The organism is Pseudoalteromonas ostreae, assembly GCF_018069805.1.
GTDB lineage: Bacteria > Pseudomonadota > Gammaproteobacteria > Enterobacterales > Alteromonadaceae > Pseudoalteromonas > Pseudoalteromonas ostreae.
The window spans coordinates 137,377-156,623 of sequence record NZ_JAGPYN010000010.1 but is presented as its reverse complement, the minus strand read 5'-3'; the positions used below and the strand labels follow the sequence as shown (position 1 = coordinate 156,623).

16 protein-coding genes are annotated in these 19,247 nt (G+C 41.4%); 11 read left to right on the top strand and 5 right to left on the bottom strand.

Annotation, left to right across the window (positions count from 1 at the left end; genetic code table 11):
* The first annotated feature begins 6 nt into the window (after positions 1 to 6).
* The 5 genes from J7338_RS10130 (at position 7) to J7338_RS10110 (ending at position 5,533) form a co-directional block, all read left to right on the top strand.
* Positions 7 to 1,983, top strand: coding sequence for an acetyl/propionyl/methylcrotonyl-CoA carboxylase subunit alpha (locus J7338_RS10130; RefSeq protein WP_210796948.1), 1,977 nt, complete (start codon positions 7 to 9; stop codon positions 1,981 to 1,983).
* Complete coding sequence (locus tag J7338_RS10125) at positions 1,976 to 2,887, top strand: hydroxymethylglutaryl-CoA lyase (RefSeq protein WP_210796947.1); 912 nt, start codon at positions 1,976 to 1,978, stop codon at positions 2,885 to 2,887. Before J7338_RS10130 ends, J7338_RS10125 begins: the two co-directional genes overlap by 8 nt.
* A gap of 54 nt (positions 2,888 to 2,941) precedes the next feature.
* Positions 2,942 to 3,640, top strand: coding sequence for a CoA transferase subunit A (locus J7338_RS10120; protein ID WP_145233270.1), 699 nt, complete (start codon positions 2,942 to 2,944; stop codon positions 3,638 to 3,640).
* A 12-nt stretch (positions 3,641 to 3,652) separates the two neighbouring features.
* On the top strand, positions 3,653 to 4,309 hold the full coding sequence (locus tag J7338_RS10115) for a 3-oxoacid CoA-transferase subunit B (RefSeq protein WP_169020931.1): 657 nt from the start codon (positions 3,653 to 3,655) through the stop codon (positions 4,307 to 4,309).
* Between the two features lie 345 nt (positions 4,310 to 4,654).
* Positions 4,655 to 5,533 carry a LysR family transcriptional regulator gene (locus J7338_RS10110; protein ID WP_210796946.1) on the top strand — a complete coding sequence of 293 codons (879 nt, stop codon included), beginning with the start codon at positions 4,655 to 4,657 and terminating at the stop codon, positions 5,531 to 5,533.
* A 60-nt stretch (positions 5,534 to 5,593) separates the two neighbouring features.
* Here the strand turns inward: J7338_RS10110 and msrA are convergent, their stop codons facing one another.
* The gene (msrA, locus tag J7338_RS10105; protein WP_210796945.1) at positions 5,594 to 6,886 is read right to left on the bottom strand and encodes a peptide-methionine (S)-S-oxide reductase MsrA; all 1,293 of its coding nucleotides are present in this window, start codon (positions 6,884 to 6,886) and stop codon (positions 5,594 to 5,596) included.
* A gap of 382 nt (positions 6,887 to 7,268) precedes the next feature.
* Between msrA and pxpB the strand changes: the two genes are divergently transcribed.
* From pxpB to J7338_RS10080, 5 genes are all read left to right on the top strand, one after another.
* Positions 7,269 to 7,934, top strand: a complete 666-nt coding sequence (pxpB, locus tag J7338_RS10100) for a 5-oxoprolinase subunit PxpB (protein ID WP_210796944.1) — start codon at positions 7,269 to 7,271, stop codon at positions 7,932 to 7,934.
* On the top strand, positions 7,931 to 8,860 hold the full coding sequence (locus J7338_RS10095; protein WP_210796943.1) for a 5-oxoprolinase subunit C family protein: 930 nt from the start codon (positions 7,931 to 7,933) through the stop codon (positions 8,858 to 8,860). The genes pxpB and J7338_RS10095 overlap by 4 nt, the downstream gene beginning before the upstream one ends.
* 128 nt (positions 8,861 to 8,988) lie before the next feature.
* The gene (gene pcp, locus J7338_RS10090; RefSeq protein WP_210796942.1) at positions 8,989 to 9,657 is read left to right on the top strand and encodes a pyroglutamyl-peptidase I; all 669 of its coding nucleotides are present in this window, start codon (positions 8,989 to 8,991) and stop codon (positions 9,655 to 9,657) included.
* Positions 9,658 to 9,811: 154 nt separating this feature from the next.
* A complete protein-coding gene (gene asnB / locus J7338_RS10085; RefSeq protein ID WP_210796941.1) occupies positions 9,812 to 11,485 on the top strand; it encodes an asparagine synthase B in 1,674 nt (557 codons plus the stop codon).
* Positions 11,469 to 12,317 carry a PhzF family phenazine biosynthesis protein gene (locus J7338_RS10080; protein WP_210796940.1) on the top strand — a complete coding sequence of 283 codons (849 nt, stop codon included), beginning with the start codon at positions 11,469 to 11,471 and terminating at the stop codon, positions 12,315 to 12,317. The genes asnB and J7338_RS10080 overlap by 17 nt, the downstream gene beginning before the upstream one ends.
* 26 nt (positions 12,318 to 12,343) lie before the next feature.
* Here J7338_RS10080 and egtD read toward each other — a convergent pair whose 3' ends face one another.
* On the bottom strand, positions 12,344 to 13,315 hold the full coding sequence (gene egtD / locus J7338_RS10075; RefSeq protein ID WP_210796939.1) for an L-histidine N(alpha)-methyltransferase: 972 nt from the start codon (positions 13,313 to 13,315) through the stop codon (positions 12,344 to 12,346).
* A 2-nt stretch (positions 13,316 to 13,317) separates the two neighbouring features.
* Positions 13,318 to 14,547 carry an ergothioneine biosynthesis protein EgtB gene (egtB, locus tag J7338_RS10070; RefSeq protein ID WP_210796938.1) on the bottom strand — a complete coding sequence of 410 codons (1,230 nt, stop codon included), beginning with the start codon at positions 14,545 to 14,547 and terminating at the stop codon, positions 13,318 to 13,320.
* A 405-nt stretch (positions 14,548 to 14,952) separates the two neighbouring features.
* Here egtB and J7338_RS10065 point away from each other — a divergent pair, with 405 nt between their 5' ends.
* Positions 14,953 to 16,533 carry a BCCT family transporter gene (locus J7338_RS10065; protein ID WP_210796937.1) on the top strand — a complete coding sequence of 527 codons (1,581 nt, stop codon included), beginning with the start codon at positions 14,953 to 14,955 and terminating at the stop codon, positions 16,531 to 16,533.
* A gap of 83 nt (positions 16,534 to 16,616) precedes the next feature.
* Here the strand turns inward: J7338_RS10065 and J7338_RS10060 are convergent, their stop codons facing one another.
* Together J7338_RS10060 and J7338_RS10055 are read right to left on the bottom strand one after the other, a co-directional pair.
* A complete protein-coding gene (locus tag J7338_RS10060) occupies positions 16,617 to 17,327 on the bottom strand; it encodes a 3'-5' exonuclease (RefSeq protein ID WP_210796936.1) in 711 nt (236 codons plus the stop codon).
* 3 nt (positions 17,328 to 17,330) lie between these two features.
* A complete protein-coding gene (locus tag J7338_RS10055) occupies positions 17,331 to 19,226 on the bottom strand; it encodes a DUF294 nucleotidyltransferase-like domain-containing protein (protein WP_210796935.1) in 1,896 nt (631 codons plus the stop codon).
* Positions 19,227 to 19,247 lie beyond the last annotated feature (21 nt).

Below are 19,247 nucleotides of genomic sequence, written 5' to 3'. Positions count from 1 at the left end.
ATCACCATGAGCACACAATCATTACAAAAAATTCTTATTGCTAATCGCGGCGAAATTGCCTGTCGGGTAATGCGTACCGCAAAGCAAATGGGCTTAACCACTGTGGCGGTTTACTCTGATGCAGATAAAAATTCACAACATGTAAAACTCGCCGATGAAGCCTACCATATTGGCGCAGCGCCGAGTAAAGACTCCTATTTGGTGGCTGATAAAATTATCCAAGTAGCCCTGGATGCAGGTGCTGATTGCATTCACCCAGGTTACGGCTTTTTATCTGAGAACAGTGAATTTGCAAAGGCGTGTGAAGCCAATAATATTGCGTTTATAGGCCCACCAGCGAGCAGTATCGAAGCCATGGGCTCAAAAACCCGCGCCAAAGAAATAATGGCAGCCGCGAATGTACCATTAGTACCTGGTTATTATGGTGACAAACAAGATCCTGCGTTTTTACAAGCTGAAGCGGAAAAAATTGGTTACCCAGTACTTATCAAAGCAGCCTTTGGTGGCGGTGGTAAAGGCATGCGCGTGGTTGAACATGCAAAAGACTTTATCAGTGCTCTACAAGGTGCACAGCGTGAGGCAATCGCCGGTTTTGGTAACGACTTAGTACTACTTGAGCGCTATGTTAATAAACCACGCCATGTTGAAGTGCAAGTGTTTGCTGATAATCACGGTAACTGTGTGTACTTAGGTGATCGTGATTGTTCATTACAACGCCGCCATCAAAAGGTGATTGAAGAAGCCCCCGCGCCTGGTTTATCTGACCAACTACGTAAAGAAATGGGCGAAGCCGCAGTACGCTGCGCACTTGCGATCAATTACCGAGGTGCAGGCACGGTGGAGTTTTTACTGTGTGGCGATGAATTCTTCTTTATGGAAATGAACACCCGGCTGCAAGTTGAGCACCCTGTTACTGAAATGGTGACTGGTGTCGATTTAGTTAATTGGCAAATTAACGTCGCCGCAGGTAACCCATTACCCATGCAACAAAGTGATATCCAATTACAGGGCCACAGCTTTGAAGCGCGTATTTACGCCGAAGATCCAAGCAATGACTTTATTCCTTGCTCTGGTACCATCAATGGCTTGTATATACCAGTTCAATCTGAGTATGTACGCATTGATACTGGGATCATGCAAGGGGATGAGATCAGTCCATTTTACGATCCTATGATCGCTAAATTGATCGTTCATGATGACTCGCGCGAGCAAGCTTTAGCGCGCTTAAGCACAGCCCTTGAGCAGTTTCATTTAGCGGGCTTTAGTTGCAATGTGAGTTTTTTACACACCCTTGCTAACCATGCAACCTTTAAGCAAGGCGCGCCTGATACTCACTTTATTGAAGAGCAAGGTGAAGCCTTACTAAACGAGGATCAAAAACACCATGGTATTAGTCAAATTATTGCCGCATTTAGCTATTTAACCAGCCTAAATCAACAGAGTAAATGCTCGCCTTGGGATAATTTAGCCGGTTTTAAACTCAACAGTGCAACTACCATTACAGTCCCATTTGTTGAACAGCAGATCACGGCAACAGCAACAACTGATGGTTATATTATTCACGTGAATGAAGTTGACTATACAACCTCTGGCAGCATTGATAATACCCACTGTAGTGTCTTTATTAATGGTGATAAACACAGCGCACATATAGATACTGATGATAACACCATCACAGTGATGTATAAGGCACTTCAAAGCCGCTATGAGATTGTTGATAAGCATTATGTAAGCGAGCATGAAAGCGATGCGCTCCCGCTTGCAGCTCCGCTCAATGGTACGGTTGTTAAACATTTAGTGAATGTGGGTAGTAAAATCACTAAAGGTGATGAAGTCGTCATTATCGAAGCGATGAAAATGGAATATACGCTCACCGCCCCCCATGATGGTGTATTGCAAAGCTATTGTTTTGCAGAAGGCGCACTGGTGAGTCATGGTGCCCTATTAGCCATTGTCAGCGATGAGAGCGCAGCAGATGAATAGTACACTACCAAGTCATGTTCGCATTGTTGAAGTGGGCGCCCGTGATGGCTTACAAAACGAGCGCGCAGTAACTACCCGGGATAAAGTAACCTTAATTGAGTCCCTTGCTGGTGCAGGTATTAAAGACATTGAAGCAGGTGCATTTGTATCACCGAAATGGGTGCCGCAAATGGCCGATTCAAGCAATGTGATCAGAGCGCTTGATTTACCTACCACTAATTTAATGGCACTTACGCCTAACTTAAAAGGTGCAGAAGCAGCGCATGCTGTAGGTATTAAAGAATTTGCTATTTTTACCGCTGCCAGTGAAGCCTTTTGTCAAAAGAATATTAACTGCTCAATTGACCAAAGCATAGCCCGCTTTACTGATGTAATGGCCTTTGCTAAATCACATAATATTCGTGTTCGTGGTTATGTTAGTTGTGTGCTTGGCTGCCCATACGAAGGCGATATCGATCCGCAGCGCGTACTACAAGTATGTCAAAAGTTATTAGACCTTGGTTGTTACGAAGTAAGCCTTGGCGACACTATTGGCGTAGGTACCGCAAAAAAGGTCGATGAGCTGTTGGACGTGCTACTAGCTGAAATTGATAAGTCATTGTTAGCTGTTCATTTTCACGACACTTATGGTCAAGCGCTCACAAATATTTACACTGCCCTAAAACGAGGTATAGCAACGGTTGACAGTGCGGTTGCAGGCCTTGGTGGCTGCCCTTATGCAAAGGGTGCGTCAGGAAATGTTGCCACTGAAGATGTAGTTTACTTACTACAAGGACTTGGCATAGAGCATGGAATTGATTTAGAAAGACTGGCTAAAGCTGGTTGGGCAATTTGCACGGCATTAAATAAACAACCTGTGAGCAAGGTATCCTTGGCACTTAAAAATCAAACTACTGAGCAATAGTCTATATTTAGCCTTGAGTTAGTAGTCATATAATTATAAATAAGGAGTGGGCCCATGGCCGGTTTCGATAAAGTGGTTTCAAGTTATGAAGCTGCAATGGAAGGCTTAAAAGACGGCGATACTATTATCGCTGGTGGTTTTGGTTTATGTGGTATCCCTGAAGGATTGATCAGCGAAATCAAACGTAAACAAACCAAAGAACTTACTGTGGTCTCGAATAACTGCGGTGTGGATGATTTTGGCTTAGGTATTTTATTGCACGACAAGCAAATTAAAAAAATCATTGCCTCCTACGTGGGTGAAAATGCCCTATTCGAACAGCAATTGTTGAGCGGCGAAATTGACGTAGAGCTTACTCCGCAAGGTACGCTGGCTGAAAAAATGCGTGCCGGTGGTGCTGGCATCCCTGCTTTTTATACAGCGACAGGTTACGGTACGCCTGTGGCAGAAGGTAAAGATGTAAAAGAATTTAACGGTCGTCCTTATATCTTAGAAGAATCAATCACTGGTGAGTTTGCCATTGTAAAAGCATGGAAAGCGGACCGTTATGGTAATTTAGTATTTCGCCATACCGCCATGAACTTTAATCCAATGGCCGCAACAGCTGGTAAAATTACCGTTGCTGAAGTAGAAGAAATTGTTGAACCGGGTGAATTAGAACCAAGCCAAATTCACACCCCTGGTATTTTTGTTAATCGCGTGATCAAAGGTAACTTTGAAAAACGCATTGAACGTGTAACCACTCGCGATTAAGGAGCAATAATTATGGCATTATCACGTGAACAAGTCGCAATGCGCGTTGCACAAGAACTACAAGACGGCTATTACGTTAACCTCGGTATCGGTATTCCTACATTAGTGGCAAACTACGTGCCTGATAACATTGAGGTGATGTTACAGTCTGAAAATGGCTTACTAGGCATGGGGCAATACCCTACCAAAGCAGAACTTGATGCTGATATGATCAACGCGGGTAAAGAAACCGTGACAGCAGCCACAGGTGCAGCCATATTTAATAGCGCAGATAGTTTTGCAATGATCCGTGGAGGTCATGTAGACTTAACTGTTCTAGGTGCATTTGAAGTTGACCAAAACGGTAGTATCGCATCGTGGATGATCCCTAAAAAGCTTATAAAAGGCATGGGCGGCGCGATGGACCTTGTCGCTGGCGCAAAAAATATTATCGTTACTATGACCCATGCAAGTAAACATGGTGATTCGAAACTGCTAGAAAGTTGCTCTTTACCGTTAACTGGTGTTAATTGTGTAAAGAAAATAGTAACGGATTTAGCCGTGTTAGAAGTCAAAGACGGCGCATTTCATCTGCTAGAGCGCGCACCGGGCGTGTCTGTTGATGAAATTATTAGTAAGACAGCAGGTAAATTACTTGTTGATGGTGAAATTCCTGAGATGGTGTTTTAATTTAACGCTCAGATCCACCTGTACCGACCTCATTCCCAGTGCCAATGGCGCTGAGTTACCCAAAATCCCTCGCAAGAGGGATTTTTTTATGTGCACCAATTTATCACATAAATAGCGTATAATGCCTCAAGATTGTGAAACTTTTAAGATCGCTTAAACATATAGTTTATTAAATGGCAGGGATAATTAAATAAACCAGCCATTTTTAGTAGATTAAACAATAAAAAAGTCTATTTATTCTGTATTTTAGCAAATATTACCTCTCCTCATATTTTAACAGAGTTTTTTTGCAAACTGGGATAATTATTGCTCTACTAACGTTATTGGTAATTACTAACTTCGATTATGCAAACACCTATTAGAGGATTACGTTCATTTTGTTTTGCGGCAAGAACGTTAAGCTTTAAAAAAGCCGCTAATCTACTTTATCTCACGCCTTCTGCTGTTAGTCATCAAATCAAGCAACTAGAAGAGCAGTTAGGTATTGAGCTATTCGAACGTCAAACACGCTCGATCAATTTAACGGCTGCTGGCAAAAACTTTTATGACTCGGTGTCACCGCTGATCAAGGCGCTTGAAAAGACCATCACTGAATTTAGCCAGTTACAAGAAAATGTCACTATCAGTATTACTTTACCTGAGTTTTTTGCCAGTGAATTATTGATGCCAAAACTCAGTGAGTGGACCACAGAGCACCCGAAAACCAATTTACAACTTAATACCATGAAAACCCGTAAAGAATCAGCTATAAACAGCGACTTATCAATTGTGTTGTCGTCGTCAAAACTTATCGAAGGGGTCGTACATGAGCTGTTCTCCTTACAATATTCACCGGCGTGTAATAAAGAAAACTGGCAACAATGGCACAATAAGCCACTTGAAGCCTTACAACAAGTTCCACTGATTTTACATAAAGCACGTCCTTGGGCTTGGCATCAATGGGCAGAACATGCAGGCCTTGATGACTTTTCACCAAAACAAATCATTCAGATAGACAGTATGTTTGGTGTCGCCCGCGCAGCCCAACAGGGCATGGGGATAGCACTAATTCCCCTCCCTATTAGTCAAACTTGGTTTGATGAAGGTTGGCTATTTAACTTTACTGAGGAGCCGTTAGTGACTAAAGACAAATATTATTTAGTCCAACACGAGCCAAGCGAAACCAACGCCTCACTTGAACTATTTATAAAGTGGTTACTCGATACCTTTAAACATCTTAAGTAATACTTACAAAGTAAAACCCAGTGCCTAGCTGGGTTTTACTTTAGATAAACTAGCCATACGTTAGCTTTGTTTGCGAGCGACAAACTCTAACACAGTTGCATTTATACAATACCGATCTTGTCCTTTAGGGCCTTCACCGGGAAACAAATGTCCTAAATGAATACCAGAAGATTTTGATTTTATTTCAATACGCTGCATGCCATAACTGTCATCGTCATGTAGTGTTACTGTGTCTTTGACAGGATGTGTGAATGACAACCAGCCAGTGCCCGATTTAAACCTGTCACGAGTATCAAATAACGCCACTCCACTGAGTTTATCTATAAAAATGCCATCGGGAGTATTTTTGAATATATCGTATTGCTTACAGAATGGACTATCAGTACGGGCATTAAATGCTACCGAATACGCCTCACTATCTCCTAATTTAAAAGCACCCAGTGCTTTATAAAATTCAGTTGCTGGGACATAACCTTGGCGACCATACACCTCTTTGCCATCTTCTAAAAACAAGATGGTGGGTGTTGCCCATGTTGGCGTTTTAATTGTTAAGCCATCAAGTTGATCAGCCTTTCGATACGTTAATGCAATACTGCCTTTGTAGTCATTACTGACATCTTTTTTAAACTTTTCACAGTACGGGCAATAACCACGCGAATCAATTACGACTATTTGCTTCCCTGCTAATAATGCCGTGTTGTCTACTGAACCTTCACTGACTTTTTCAAATACCACGCCGGTTGAGTGATCGGGGCAATAGCCATTTGGATTTTTAACTAAATAGTCTTGATGGTATTCCTCCGCCGGAAAAAACTCAGTGAGCGGTTTTACGGTCGTTTTGATAGCCCCAAACCCAGCAGCGGTAAGTTTACTTTGATATTGCGTTCGTAACTGTGCAGCCACCTGACCTTGCTCGGCCGTTGTAGTTAAAATAATTGAACGATACTGAGTACCAATATCATTACCTTGGCGATTCTTTTGGGTTGGATCATGACTTTCAAAGTAATTTTTCAGTAATGTTTTGGCGCTTATGATATTACTATTGTAAGTAACTTGTACGACTTCAGCATAATTGTTCTCATCGAAGCGGCGTGATTGCTTAGTAATACTGCGATAAGTAGCTTTGAACCCTTTGCCATCAGCATAACCTGATTCAGCATCGAGCACACCATCTAATGCTTCATAGCGTTTTTCAGCGCCCCAAAAGCAGCCAGAGCCGAGCACAATAGTTTCTAAATGCATTGTGGCTTGCACATCATCGCCTTTTTCATTTTCAATCGACAGCGCATGACTTGCCGCACTAAACAAAACGCTACAAGAGGCTAATTTAAGCCAACTCTTTGATGTCATCATTCATTCTTCCTCCACACTCTATTAATTGCTACATTTTAGTAGACCTTATCGCTGACACTATTATTTCATTTGTTTCTTTATTTTATCGCGCTATATCGCAGCTTTAAAATGACACACCTATTTCGCTCGTCGGTAAAGGAAAGATGAAATATCAGCCAGCAGCACTGGTTATGGCGTTCGTCTATTAAGTGGTGAGTTGCTGTTAAGCAACTAAGCTGCATCATTACGCATAAGCAAGTACCTCTTTGTGCTTATGCGTAGCCACCAACAATGTACAAACAATACTTCCTTATTAAATTCCATAAATCTAATCGTATTGCTGTAAACATTTAATACTGAGTGTGCTAATTTGGAAAGATTAAGAATTAATAAAAAATCATCCATGAACTCACAAGCAACCGTATCTGTTGTAATACTCAGTAGCAACAGCGTATTTTTAGATGCGACACACTTGGGCGAAGACAGCTTAACTACCCAAAAAAAGATCTGGGCATTGGTGAAGCAATGCAAAGAGAGTAACGCCTTTATTGATATCGTACCGGCAATGAACTCACTCACCGTTTATTTGCTCAACACTGAAGAGCTCAGCAAATGGCAAACCACCTTAGTAAGCTGGTGGGACGAAGTAGACGCACAACAACATCAAGGTGCGCACCATAAAATACTCACTCACTATGGCGGTGAATACGGTCCTGATCTAGATTTTGTCGCTGATGCACATGCTCTCTCACCAAAACAAGTGATTGAATTACATAGTGGTGCACATTACCAAGTACTGTTTCTAGGATTTCAACCTGGCTTTGTCTACCTGCATGGTTTAACTGCACAATTACATACGCCCCGCAGAGCAACCCCACGTACGCACGTTGCCAAAGGCTCTGTTGCTATCGGTGCAGATCAAACCGGTATCTACCCTGCTGATTCTCCTGGCGGTTGGCATATTATTGGCCACACTGATTTCACTTTATTTAACTGTCACGCAAATCCACCCAGTGTTATTCAACCTGGTGATACACTGCAATTTGTTTGTCTGGAGTCTGCATCATGATCACCGTCCTAAAACCCGGCTTATTAATGACTATACAAGATAAAGGCCGGACTGGCTTTCGTCATTTAGGGGTTGCTCAATCAGGGGCAATTGATAGCTACGCCATGACCATAGCAAACCGCTTGCTCGATAACGATGATAACGACGCCGTTATTGAAATAACATTAGGGCTGGCACAACTGCAATTTAATTGCGACACACTCATTGCCCTTATTGGCACAGACATGAAAGCTAAATTGGATGACACGCCAGTTTATCCCGGTTGGACATACACAGTTAAACAAGGCCAAACTCTTACATTTGCTGCAGCTAGAAATGGCTTTAGAGCCTATTTAGCTGTTAAAGGTGGCATTAATTGTGAGCGCGTTATGAATTCACGGGCGACCGATTTAACCGCCGGATTTGGTGGTACAACTGGCGCAGCGCTAAAAGAAAACGATACCATCCCAATTACACCCAGCTCACAAAACTGGCCAAAACTGGGGGCACTATCGCCACCTAAACGACGCCTAATTCGTATACATCCTAGTATTCATACGCAGCTGCTAGGCCAATCTACGCTTGATGATTTTTGTGCCAAAACCTGGCAAGTTACCCCTCAAAGTAACCGCATGGGGGTCAGACTACAAACATCGAGTAATCAATTAGCACATTCTCATTCATTGCCCTCGTTAGCTGTGATCCCAGGCTCGATTCAATTACCACCTAGCGGTGAACCAATTGTTTTGCTTAATGATGGCCAAACGACCGGTGGCTACCCATTACTTGGTGGCATAATTAGTGCCGACCTTTATCATTTTGCGCAGCTAAAGCCAGGTGACAGTATTAACTTTAGCTATGTTGATTTAGCAGCGGCGAATGCAGCACAAGCTAAGCTAGATGCTCATTTGCAACAACTTACTATTGCACTTAGAAATAAGCATTGATGGATATATTGTAACTTAAATAACCATAATTTATTTTAAACTGCATTTACAATGTTATAAAGGGTCAAGTGCAACCACCTTCATCCTGTTGGCGGTTGATTGTATTTTAATCTACATGGTGATTTTTAATGACTAAACTGACATCAAGCATGCCCTGCGTATTGATAACTGGGTTTGCACCATTTGGCGGCGAATCGCTCAATCCGTCGTGGCAAGCGGTAAGTAAACTCGACGAACATTTAATCGCTAAGCACCGAGTAATAGCCCTTGAGCTACCGTGTGAGTTTAATACCTCATTAGAGGTGCTTTATAAAGCCATAGAGCAGCATCATCCGGTTCTAGTATTATGTATCGGCCAAGCCGGTGGCCGCAGTGAAATAAGCATAGAGCGTATCGCAATTAATATTGATGATGCCCGAATTAAAGACAACGCAGGTAAGCAACCCATTGATCACCCCGTCGTCAAAAATGCTCCTGCCGCTTATTTTGCACAATTACCTATCAAACGCATGTTATTAGCACTGCAACAAAGTGAGATCCCAGCCGCCATTTCTAATACAGCGGGTACATATGTGTGTAATCACGTTATGTATGGTCTATTACATCATATCAATGAGCATGAACCACACATCAAAGGGGGCTTTGTGCATATCCCTTATTTACCAAGCCAAGCTGTGCACCATAATGGCGCAGCGAGTATGAGCGAAGAAACCGTGCTAAGCGCGTTAAAAGTAATGATCAACGAAGCTATTGTTGCAAAACAAGATGTAAAAGTCGCAGCTGGCACCACCCACTGACCAATTTGGTGCATTTGTAGCCATGCTGGTGCATAAATTATTCTGGAAATAGTGTAAAAGCTATGTGACTTAATTAAATATTTCTGTTAAAACAAACCTGAATGGTTAGGTATTATGGCCTAACTAACGCACATGATAGGAATGAGGAGTTACTATGTGTTCAATTTTTGGTGTATTAGATATAAAGTCTGATCCCGCTCCATTGCGTACGCAAGCAATTGAAATGTCAAAATTATTACGTCACCGCGGGCCTGATTGGTCTGGTGTATATTCATCTGAGAAAGCGATTTTAGTGCATGAACGTTTAGCCATTGTTGGTGTATCTAGCGGTGCACAGCCTTTATATAATCCTGAGAAAACTCATATTCTAGCGGTTAATGGCGAAATTTATAATCACAAAGAACTTGCCGCTAACCTTAAAACCAATTTCACTTTTCAAACTCAATCAGATTGTGAAGTTATCTTAGCGTTATACAAACAGAAAGGGCCTGAATTTTTAGATGATCTGAACGGTATTTTTGCTTTTTGTTTATATGACGAAGAACAAGACGCTTATTTAATTGGCCGTGATCATATTGGTATCATTCCACTTTATACTGGCCACGATGAGCACGGTAACTTTTATGTTGCCTCAGAGCTAAAAGCACTTTCACCCATCTGTAAGCATATTGAAGAATTTCCTCCTGGACATTTTTTATGGAGTAAAGATGGTCAATTACGCCCATATTATGCCCGTGATTGGCAAAGCTTCGATGCAGTTAAAGATAACAGCGCAAAAGCCGAAGACGTCAAAGATGCACTTGAAGCCGCAGTTAAACGTCAGCTAATGTGTGACGTACCTTATGGCGTGTTGTTGTCAGGTGGTTTAGATTCATCGGTTATTTCAGCTATTACCCAACGTTTTGCAGCAAAACGTATTGAAGATAATGATGAAAGCGATGCATGGTGGCCTAAACTGCACTCTTTCTCGGTTGGCCTTGAGGGCTCCCCAGATCTAGCGGCTGCACAAAAAGTAGCTGATATGATAGGGACTGTTCATCACCCAATTATATTTACGATCCAAGAAGGGATTGATGCCCTACGTGAAGTTATTTATCACATTGAAACCTACGATGTAACCACCATTCGTGCCTCGACGCCAATGTACTTAATGGCTCGCCAAATCAAAGCGATGGGTATTAAAATGGTGCTCTCTGGTGAAGGCGCTGATGAGCTATTTGGTGGTTACTTGTACTTTCATAAAGCACCAAATGCACAAGAGTTTCATGAAGAATTAAATCGTAAAGTATCTAAACTACACATGTTTGATTGCTTACGCGCAAATAAATCAATGGCGGCATGGGGTGTAGAAGCCCGCGTTCCCTTCCTTGATAAAGAGTTTGTTGATGTTGCTATGCGTATCAACCCTGAAGCTAAAATGTGTAAAAATGGTAAAATTGAAAAGCATATTTTACGTGAAGGCTTTGACGGCTACTTACCTGATGAAGTGTTATGGCGTCAAAAAGAGCAGTTTTCGGATGGCGTAGGCTACAGCTGGATTGATACATTAAAAGAGTTTGTAAACGAGCAAGTAACTGATCAAGAGCTTGAAAACGCAAAATTTAAATACCCTATTAATACACCTGATTCAAAAGAAGCGTATTACTACCGTACTATTTTTGAATCTCACTTCCCAGGTGATGCAGCCGCCAAATGCGTACCACATGGTAAGTCAGTCGCTTGTTCAACACCTGAAGCGTTATTATGGGATGCATCATTTCAAAATAATGCCGATCCATCAGGTCGTGCCGCAGGTATTCATAACGACGCCTATGCACAAAAGAAATAATAAGCCTAGTCGCTTATTAAATCTGGCATTAACTCACAGACTGCACAAAGCCCCGCGCTTTGTGCAGTCTTTTGCTATTGAGCAAGTTTTTAACGATACAGCGAGACGCTGTAAAGGCTCGTCTGCGTTAATTGTTATTTATAAAACTGGGTTAACAACTCGACTAATGCAATGTATTGCAAAAAACACCGCTCAGCCCGCCACCGTATTTTTAAATCAAGCCAATATCAAAAAAAATCGATGCCCTATTCGTTGGTTTAATCACAGCCATGAGATCAGCCGCTGTGGTCATGGGACACTCGCCGCTGCACTGTTTTTACAAAAATGGCAAGGGTGTAGCCCAAACGCATTTTTTACAAATACAGGGGAAGTATTTAAAACCAGAATATATCAACGCGCACTGCAACTAGAATTAGCCACCATTGATAGCGCCGAGGTACAAACAGAGATTCTGCTGCAACAAGCCATTCCAGCCTCAATAGTGCAAAGCTATAAAACAGCAGAAATTAACGGCTACAGTACTGTGATGATCAACAGTGATCAGCCTTTAAAAACACTCGCGATAAATACAGCACAATTACAATACTACCCAAATGCAGTGATTGTATTGCAACAACGCCAAACAGCTAATCAAACCACACTGTGGCATTTTCGATATTTTGCTCCTTATTATGGCGTGGATGAAGATAGCGCTACAGGTTCAGCCATCAGCATTATTGCCCCGATAATCAAACAATACACTGAACAAACCCATGGCCAGCTTTTCCAAGATTCTGTTGCAGGAGCAACCATTAATTACCGTTTAATAAACAGTAATGTTATTATCAGTTAGATAATAAAGGATGGAGTGCGCCTTGTTTAAAATGGCCTCAATAAACACAATGCAAAATATCCCTGCTCGTCTTGCCACGTTTGCTCTAAACGTAATTCGGCTTGAGCGCTAAGTTGAGTAAATGCCTGTAGTGCGTATTTATGGGAGTTTTCTGTATGGATACTCTCACCTTGAGAAAAGCTAAATGATTCGCCATTGACGGTGACTGTTTGCTCACAGTTACTGATCAAATGCATTTCAATACGGCTTAGTTTTTCATTAAATAGTGATTGGTGATGAAACTGGCTAAGATCAAAATCAGCATTTAACTCAGCATTAATGCGCTGCAGCAAATTTTTATTAAATGCTGCGGTGACGCCTTGTTTATCGTCATAAGCATTAAGCAATACTTGGCGGTCTTTGAGCAAATCAATGCCAATCAGTACATACCCGTTAATACCACATAACCGATGGAAATTTTTCATGATCTCAATGGCTTTTAGCGGTGAAAAATTGCCTATTGTTGAGCCTGGAAAATACACGAGATTCGTTTGGCTATCCAATTGTGTTTCACGGCTTAACTGCTTTACCATTTGGCTATGAGTAAAATCCCCCAACAACGGCGAAATAGCTAACTCTGGAAATAATGGAGATAAATGGGCCAGTGAGTAATTAAGCATTTCATTAGAGATCTCAAATGGCACAAAACTTTTCACATTCACTAAGTGCGCTAACAAATAAGCAATTTTTTTACCCGATCCACAACCCGGCTCTATGATTGATAAGTTATCAGGAAGCAACTTGGCAATCGCTTGGCTGTGCTTGGTTAAAATGCTTAGCTCTGTGCGTGTCACATAGTACTCATCAAGCTCAGTGATCTGCTCAAACAAAGCGGCCCCGTTATCATCGTAAAAATATTTACAGGGTAGATTCTTTTGCTGCTGTGACAGCCCTGCAATAACATCGTTTAAAAAAAGGCTATCAATGTCGGTTGTCATTAATGTTGTTACTTGGCTCATGCTCAATCCTTAGCGAGTCTAATACCACTGCGCATCCACGCTTGATGTGGATAATAGAAATTGCGATAAGTTAGTCTTAAATGATTTTGCGGGGTAAGTTTACAGCCACCGCGCAGTACCATTTGGTTCGCCATAAATTTACCATTGTATTCCCCTGCCACGCCTGCTATTGGCTTAAAGCCTGGATACGGTAAATAGGCACTGTTTGTCCACTGCCAACAGTTGTCGGTCAGCTGGATGATAGTTTGCGCCGCATTACTGTTAGCCACGCTTTCCCATTCAAATTCGGTTGGGAGGCGCGCTTGTGAGTAATGTGCAAAAGCGTTTGCTTCGTAAAAGGAAACATGGCTTAGCGGCTCATTTAGCGCCAAAGGCTGTAAGCCAGCTAATGTAAATTCAAACCACTCATTATTTATTTTATGCCAATAGAGCGGCGCAGTTTGCCGAGCATTATTTATCTGCGCCCAACCGTCACTGAGCCAATGCTCTGGATTTTGATAACCACCGTCTTGTATAAACGCTAAATACTCAGCATTGGTAGTTAGCCGGTTAGCAAATCTAAATGGCTGAATAAGCACTTGATGAGTTGGCCGTTCATTGTCGTAGCTAAACGTTTGCTCAGTTGCACCAATATTTGCAGTATGCTTTGAAAATGCCACAAAGCTAAGAGGACTAGCTTGCGTAACAGGATTTTCTATACGGTTGTTGTTAGGGTCACAATAAGCAGGAAACAACGGATTAACTGAAAAGTTATATTGAATGTCCATCAGCATTAATTCTTGGTGCTGTTGTTCATGGTTAAGTCCTAATTCAATAACTTGCTTTATTGACTCGCTGCACTGTGCACTCAGTAATGCAACTACCGCCTTGTCTACATAGTCTCTATAGGCAATCACGTCATCTAAACTAGGCCGCGATAAACTCCCTCTACAGGTGCGCTTAAATTGTTCACCTATACCGTTATAATAGGAGTTAAATAAAGTTTTAAAGTTAGGATTAAATACTGTGTAGTGAGAGCTATGTGCAATTAGCAAAAAAGTTTCAAAAAACCATGTCGTATGCGCAAGATGCCATTTACTTGGGCTTACATCAGCCATAGCTTGTAATTGACAGTCTTCTGCTGATAACGAGCCTATTAACGTCACGCTGTGCTGTCGAACGCGCTGGTAATGCTGAGCTAATTGATGCTCATCAGCCGTGTTTTTAGTATTCTCTTTGCTATAGTTACTCATAGTAATGATTAAATTCCTTCTCGCTACTGATTAGATATTGCTAACCTTAATGTTAAATCATATTTATATTACGCTTTCATTACTGCGACTATAAAACGTCAATCTCGTTTAATTGTCTTTTAAAACTACAAAATAATAGTTCAATTAACCACAAAAAACAGCCGCGATTACTTTAACAATCAAACTAATTATTGATCTTTACAAAATTTTTTACCTTTATATAAAAACATAAAAATGCTAACAATAACCATATAAACCGCTCTTTAACAACAAAATCATTTACATTTGGTATTTAACTCATACACTAGTAGCTGTATGATCATAAGTTAAATTAGTTAGTCTTCAAACGAATTAGATATGCTGCAGGTCACAAGCAGCTTGTTAGGACAACAAAAGAGGTATTGCATGAGCGAAAATCATGACAAATATAGTATCGACAATACGGATTACACCGTAGGTCAGGATAACGTACAAAAATGGGGATTTGATATACACAACCCAGTTTTTGGCATCAGTGCGGGCCTGATTGTCATCTTTTTAATCGCCATTCTCGCTACCGATCCACAAACTGCAAAAGCAGCACTTGATGGTGTGAAACTCGATATAATTAATAATTTTGATGCCTTGTTTATGTGGGCTGCAAACTTCTTCGTTATTTTTTGTTTAGCACTGATTGTTTCTCCTTACGGAAAGATCCGTTTAGGAGGCAGTGATGCTAAGCCTTCATATACTCGTGTTTCATGGCTCGCTATGTTATTCGCCGCAGGCATGGGTATTGGCTTAATGTTTTGGGGAGTAGCTGAACCGGTTGCATATTTTACTGGTTGGTATGAAACACCACTGAATGTAACCCCCAACACCCCAGAAGCGGCAAAACTGGCTATGGGGGCGACTATGTTCCATTGGGGCCTGCATCCTTGGGCTATTTATGCTGTAGTTGGCTTATCACTATCGTTCTTTACATATAACAAAGGTTTACCACTGTCTATCCGGTCAATTTTTTACCCTATATTGGGCGATAAAGCATGGGGCTGGCCTGGTCACGTCATTGATATTTTAGCGGTACTGGCGACTTTATTTGGCTTGGCAACATCATTGGGGTTAGGCGCTCAGCAAGCATCTGCTGGGATAAACCACGTGTTTGGTCTCGAAGGTGGCATTGGCTCACAAATACTCGTTATTGTTGGCGTTACCCTACTGGCTATTATTTCCGTTGTGCGCGGCATTGATGGTGGTGTAAAACTCCTTAGTAATATCAACATGCTCATTGCATTTGCCTTATTAGTATTTGTTTGTTTAGTTGGTTTTGCTGTTGCTATGGGTAATATTCCTACCACCTTTATGGGTTATGTAGAAAATATCATTCCATTAAGTAATCCACATGGTCGTGAAGACGAAACATGGATGCATGGCTGGACTGTATTTTACTGGGCTTGGTGGATTTCGTGGTCACCGTTTGTAGGTATGTTTATCGCTCGCGTATCACGTGGTCGTACTATTCGTGAATTTTTGATTGCGGTATTACTTATTCCAACATTGATTACAGTATTATGGATGTCAATTTACGGCGGTATTGCCATTGATCAAGTAATTAATGGCATTGGCGCTCTTGGTCTAAATGGGTTAACCGATGTCCCTATGGCTATGTTTCAAATGCTAGATGAATTACCTATGTCTAATATTTTGTCTGTTATTGCGGTGCTATTAGTTTTAGTGTTTTTTATCACTTCATCTGATTCAGGGTCATTAGTAATAGACTCTATCACTGCTGGCGGGAAAATCGATGCGCCAGTACCACAACGCATATTTTGGGCATCTATTGAAGGTGCTATCGCAGCCGCGCTACTGTGGATTGGTGGTACAGAAGCAATCGAAGCACTGCAAGCAGGTGCGGTCTCTACTGGCTTACCATTTACAATCGTCTTGCTGTTTATGTGTTTAAGCCTTATTTTAGGTCTGAGAACTGAGCCGTTACCGGCTAAATAAATGCTATTTAAAAACAACAAACGCCGCACATTTGCGGCGTTTTTTATTTAATTTTGTTAGCCAAAGTTTAGGTTAAGAGATTTTTAACTCCATAACTGCGAGATCGGTGTATCTTCTCGGTAATGGTGACTCAATTGTGCTTGTAACAGTTCAGCCGTTGCTAAAGCGTCAGTTAAAGCGTTATGGTTTTTATACACAGGTAACGAATAGCGCTGGCGACAATCACCTAATCTAAGCGATCCTAACTTAGAATTAAATAACCAACCTAGCAAACCCTGCCTGGCTTTTAGGGCTTTGCGTTCAATTTCCATGGTATCGACCAAGGCAAAATTGATCCCCTCGTTAAGCCTAAGTAACAGTGCAGTATTTAAGAAGTGGCGCTCAATCGCAGCATAATGTACAACAACAACTTTACCACTGAGTGCTTGCAATAATGGTTCAATAATATGCTTAAAATCCGGTGCGTCGTCAATTTCTGAATGCGTTATGCCATGTATTACAATGGATCCCTCATTAAAATTTCGCCTAGGGCGCACAACCCAATGACGACTATCTTTGCAATATATACGCTGTAAATTAAAAGGAATTAATCCAACACTGACAATATCATCACTGGTGCTATCTAAACCAGTTGTTTCAAAGTCCATTGCAACAAATGGCACATCTTTAATTGCTGCGAATTTATCGCTAAAAGCAGCTCCATAAAAGCGTTTGATTGTGTCATTTTGAGTACCACTTAATAAACGTTTATAACGTGCTGCCCAGTCAATCATTGCTTGCTTTTTGAAAGCCATAAATTACTTCACCCCAGAGTTTGCTGAGTAACTAAATTTCAAATAGCTTTGCGCTTTTTCTAAAATTGCAAAAGCTTCTTTTAAGTTACGCTGCTCAAAAGGCGATAATAGGTGAGGGTCTAAATCGTTGTCGGGTTCTTCCCCCTGTTCAATTTGCCATGCTTGATGACGGATCCGCATCAGTGCAATATATTCCAGCGCATCTCGCAAATCTTGTGCTTTGCCCTGTGGTAAGAGCTTGGCTTCAATAATATCTTCTAAGCGTTCGAACGAGTTTTGCTTACGCGATCCAACCGCCAATGCATGAACCCGAATAACATCTGAAAGCGGCGCTGTGCCTCTGCGCTTTAAATTCATAGAACGTTTATGCTGACCATTATGCTCCATTACAAAGCCTTTAAAAAACCCCAATGGCGGGGTTCTGTTGCGGGCATTTGCAGCCATATTAGCTAAAAATACGCGATTAACTTTGCTTTGTTTGGCAATAAATATTTTAAGCTCATCGGCCCATTTGGTTTTACCCCACACACCGTCTAAATCAAAAAATATGGAGCTATTTAGTAAGGCTTGCGGTTTAGGTTGCTCAATCCACTGAGCAAATTGCTCAAACCATTGTGCACGTGTTTTTCGCCATTTTTTATACGACGCCATAATTTCACCGTCACAATAGGTATAACCACATTGGGCTAAACCATCACAAACAAAATTGGCAATATTTTGAAAATACGTATCATGAAGTTCATCGTCATAATCATCATCTAGAATGAGTGCATTATCTTGATCAGTAACAATGAGTTGCTCATCCCGCGCCATTGAACCTAATGCGATAAAACAGTATGCAACCGGAGGCGGCCCATACTTTTCTTCAGCTAATACCAATAACCTTTGTTTAAAAGTACGGCCAATCACAGCCATTGCCGTGCCAATCATATGCGAGTTTGCATCTTCATTTACCATGCGTACAAACACATTCGGCAGTTGCCGTGCATAGTGTGTTAAATCTTCAATAGATTGCTGCGCAAGTATTCCGCGTACTAATAGCAAACTGCTTTGTGATTCATAGCGCAAAATATCAGAAAGAGAAATAACCCCAATTGGACGGCGTTTTTGGACCACCGGTAAGTGATGTAAGCTATCACGTAGCATTGCAAGTACAGCTTCGAAAACATAGGCATTGGCATCTAATAAAACCAAGTTTGTAGACATTATTGTATGCGCGGGTGTGTCAAATGCGAGTCCATGGGCAATAACTTTGGTACGTAAATCTTTATCTGTGATAATACCAACAACTTGACCATCATCTTCCTCTGGGTCGTCGTTAATTGGTTTGGTACTATCAGTAACTAAAACTGATGACACCGATTCATCAGTCATAAGCTGGGCAACTTGTTGTACCGTTGAATCAGTATTAACTGTCACCACATCACGGTGGATCAGCGATTTTACTTTTGCTGTGGTTAAATCATTACCATCGGCTTGTTCAACAATTGCCTGGTGTAAACGAACATTACCATCTGTTTCAAAATAGTCAGCAAATGAATCAAATTCGTCGCAATAGCGGTTAAATAGTTCAACATTAATGCAATACACTAACGTATCTTCAAGTGCTTTGGCTGGAAAGCGAACCTTGTGATTCATCAGTAAACCCATCTGCCCAAATATACCTGCAGTGGTTAAACGATTATCCAGTTCCCCATTACGTCGATACATTTCAACAGAGCCGCTTCTGATCACATAAAGATCGGCAATATCTTGACCGAATAATAGAATATCGGTGTGCGCCCTAAAATAGGCGACTTCAACCTGTTGCGCGAGCTCATTGATTGCTTTGCTCGGTAGGCTGTCAAAAGGTGGATGTTGTGCTAAAAACTGCGCGATTTCTACTTGTTCGGCTTGCATAAAAAAACCTGTTGAGGATAG

Excerpts from the sequence above, each read along its gene's own strand:
- J7338_RS10130 (WP_210796948.1), top strand. The coding sequence starts at position 7 with ATGAGCACACAATCATTACAAAAAATTCTTATTGCTAATCGCGGCGAA.
- J7338_RS10125 (WP_210796947.1), top strand. The coding sequence starts at position 1,976 with ATGAATAGTACACTACCAAGTCATGTTCGCATTGTTGAAGTGGGCGCC.
- J7338_RS10120 (WP_145233270.1), top strand. The coding sequence starts at position 2,942 with ATGGCCGGTTTCGATAAAGTGGTTTCAAGTTATGAAGCTGCAATGGAA.
- J7338_RS10115 (WP_169020931.1), top strand. The coding sequence starts at position 3,653 with ATGGCATTATCACGTGAACAAGTCGCAATGCGCGTTGCACAAGAACTA.
- J7338_RS10110 (WP_210796946.1), top strand. The coding sequence starts at position 4,655 with ATGCAAACACCTATTAGAGGATTACGTTCATTTTGTTTTGCGGCAAGA.
- msrA (WP_210796945.1), bottom strand. The coding sequence starts at position 6,886 with ATGATGACATCAAAGAGTTGGCTTAAATTAGCCTCTTGTAGCGTTTTG.
- pxpB (WP_210796944.1), top strand. The coding sequence starts at position 7,269 with ATGAACTCACAAGCAACCGTATCTGTTGTAATACTCAGTAGCAACAGC.
- J7338_RS10095 (WP_210796943.1), top strand. The coding sequence starts at position 7,931 with ATGATCACCGTCCTAAAACCCGGCTTATTAATGACTATACAAGATAAA.
- pcp (WP_210796942.1), top strand. The coding sequence starts at position 8,989 with ATGACTAAACTGACATCAAGCATGCCCTGCGTATTGATAACTGGGTTT.
- asnB (WP_210796941.1), top strand. The coding sequence starts at position 9,812 with ATGTGTTCAATTTTTGGTGTATTAGATATAAAGTCTGATCCCGCTCCA.
- J7338_RS10080 (WP_210796940.1), top strand. The coding sequence starts at position 11,469 with ATGCACAAAAGAAATAATAAGCCTAGTCGCTTATTAAATCTGGCATTA.
- egtD (WP_210796939.1), bottom strand. The coding sequence starts at position 13,315 with ATGAGCCAAGTAACAACATTAATGACAACCGACATTGATAGCCTTTTT.
- egtB (WP_210796938.1), bottom strand. The coding sequence starts at position 14,547 with ATGAGTAACTATAGCAAAGAGAATACTAAAAACACGGCTGATGAGCAT.
- J7338_RS10065 (WP_210796937.1), top strand. The coding sequence starts at position 14,953 with ATGAGCGAAAATCATGACAAATATAGTATCGACAATACGGATTACACC.
- J7338_RS10060 (WP_210796936.1), bottom strand. The coding sequence starts at position 17,327 with ATGGCTTTCAAAAAGCAAGCAATGATTGACTGGGCAGCACGTTATAAA.
- J7338_RS10055 (WP_210796935.1), bottom strand. The coding sequence starts at position 19,226 with ATGCAAGCCGAACAAGTAGAAATCGCGCAGTTTTTAGCACAACATCCA.